The sequence below is a fragment of the Mycobacterium sp. genome, assembly GCF_050701675.1.
GTDB lineage: Bacteria > Actinomycetota > Actinomycetes > Mycobacteriales > Mycobacteriaceae > Mycobacterium.
This window is the reverse complement of the sequence record NZ_JBOGDD010001175.1, coordinates 1-1989: the sequence shown is the minus strand read 5'-3', so window position 1 is coordinate 1989 and position 1989 is coordinate 1. Positions and strand designations below refer to the sequence as shown.

At 66.6% G+C, this 1989-nt stretch carries 2 protein-coding genes; one reads left to right on the top strand and one right to left on the bottom strand.

Going from position 1 to position 1989, the window contains the following annotated elements:
* Nucleotides 1-1172, bottom strand: a 1172-nt coding sequence (locus ACRDUX_RS36420; protein WP_526421654.1) for an NAD(P)/FAD-dependent oxidoreductase, incomplete at its 3' end; no start/stop codon positions are given.
* Nucleotides 1173-1413: 241 nt separating this feature from the next.
* Here ACRDUX_RS36420 and ACRDUX_RS36415 point away from each other — a divergent pair.
* Complete coding sequence (locus ACRDUX_RS36415; protein WP_526421652.1) at nt 1414-1890, top strand: cupin domain-containing protein; 477 nt, start codon at nt 1414-1416, stop codon at nt 1888-1890.
* Nucleotides 1891-1989: the final 99 nt, after the last annotated feature.

Sequence of the window (1989 nt, the reverse complement as noted above, 5' to 3'; positions counted from 1 at the left end):
TCCGTGACCACCTGCGGAGCGGACGCCGGCTGCTCGCCACGCTCACGGCCCTTGGGGTAGAACGCCGAGCCGGGCTTGCGGGCCTCTCGGCGCAGGCCCCACAGGGTGCCCTTGCAGACGGCCTCCTTCAATGCCGCGGCGAAGCGACCGCCGAGGTAGAAGTCGACTGCCGTGTCGTCCTTGCGGGCGATCTGGAATGTTCCGGCGTGGCGGCCCAGACTGATGCACGACCCCAGGAAGGCGGGGGTGATCATCGTCGGTGCGGTGCCTGCGATGCGGCTGAGAACCGTGTCGGCGGCCTGCACACCGAGTGGCCCCGCCGCCTGGCAGCTCATCCGCAGCGGCCGGCCCGATGGTGCGGCACAGTCACCGGCGGCCACGATGCGCGGATCGTCGATGCTGGTCATCGTCTCGTCGGTGAGCAGTCGGCCCATCGCATCGGTGTGCAGTCCACTGGCCGACGCCAGCTCCGGCACGCCGAAGCCTGCGGTCCAGATCGTCACCCCGCTCGGGCGCACCGCGCCGTCGGCGAAGACGACAGCGTCCCGACGGACCTCGCTGACGACGTCGGCGTCGAGCACGGCGACCCCCAGCTTGGCCATAGCCTTGGCGACCGAGCGACGGCCCGGTGCGGACAGCGAGGGGCCCAGCTGACCGCCGCAGACCAGCACGACGTTGCGCCCCTGCTCGGCGAGCTCGGTGGCCGTCTCGATCCCCGTCAGGCCAGCGCCGACGACGGTCACCGGGGCGTCGGAGGGTAGCTCGTCGAGGGCACCGCGCAACTTGTGAGCGTGCTCCAATTCGGCAATGGGATAAGCGAATTCGGTCGCACCCGGCACCGATGAAGGCACTGCGCCCGTGCTGCCGACCGCGTAGATGAGGTAGTCGTAGTCCAGCGCGCGACCCGATGCGAGCTGCAGCTTGCGCGACGCCGTGTCAATGCGGGTGGCGGTGTCGACGACGAGTTGAATGCCCTCGCCGAGCAGGCTGTCGTAGTCGGCAGTCGCCTTGGCGGTGCCCGCCACGAGTTGGTGCAGCCGGATCCGTTCGACGAACTTCGGCCGCGGGTTCACGAGGGTGATTGCCACGTCGTCGCGCCTGCGTAGATGGTTGGCCGCCAGCGTTCCTGAGTAACCGCCGCCGATGACGACGACCTTGGTGTGTTGAGTCATGCCCTCAAGACACCGCCCATCGGCCATTCGTGACAAAGTGTGATGTGGATCACTATAGCTGCCAACAGGGGCGACCCGCGCGCCGCGCTGAGCGCCCGGCCGAGCGGTGCTGCCAATGACGGTTGATGGCATTGCGGGACATCGCATTCGGGCGACTTGATCGAACGAGGCGGCCGGTACTCGGTTGGAAGCCCCTTGACTGAGAAGTACTATGGGTCGAGCAACCCATTATGGTGAGATCGTGAAGCTGTGCAAAAGGCAGAGGATGGCCGAGTTGGATCGGGTGTTCAAGGTGGCGACGGGCCTGTCGGCAATCGCATTGATGGCGTCGCTCGCCGCCACCGTGGCGCCGGAGGCTGGTGCCACCGCACCCATCGGCGTTACCGCCGTCGTGTTGTCCAAGCAAAGCACGGGAGGTAAGGACTACATCGTCTCCGACATCACGATTGCGCCAGGCGGCAGTACCGGATGGCACACCCACCGCGGTGAGATCTACGGAATCGTGAAGGCTGGCGAGCTAACTCACTACGCTGCCGACTGTCAGCAAGACGGGACATACGGTGTCGGTGAGCCGATCACCGACCCAACGGGTGCTGACCACGTGCACCTCGCCAGGAATCTGGGCGCGGAGCCAGCGGTCCTGGAGGTGACGTACCTCGACCCGGCCGGCGCCCCAACTTCAGACAGTGCGCCCAATCCGGGATGCGACTTCGACTGACCCACACGGCAGGCGCGCGATCGACGGCATGGGAGCAACGAGAATCGCTCAGTTCGAGATGGAAGGGTATGACGAGCAGCTATACGCATGCACGAAAGC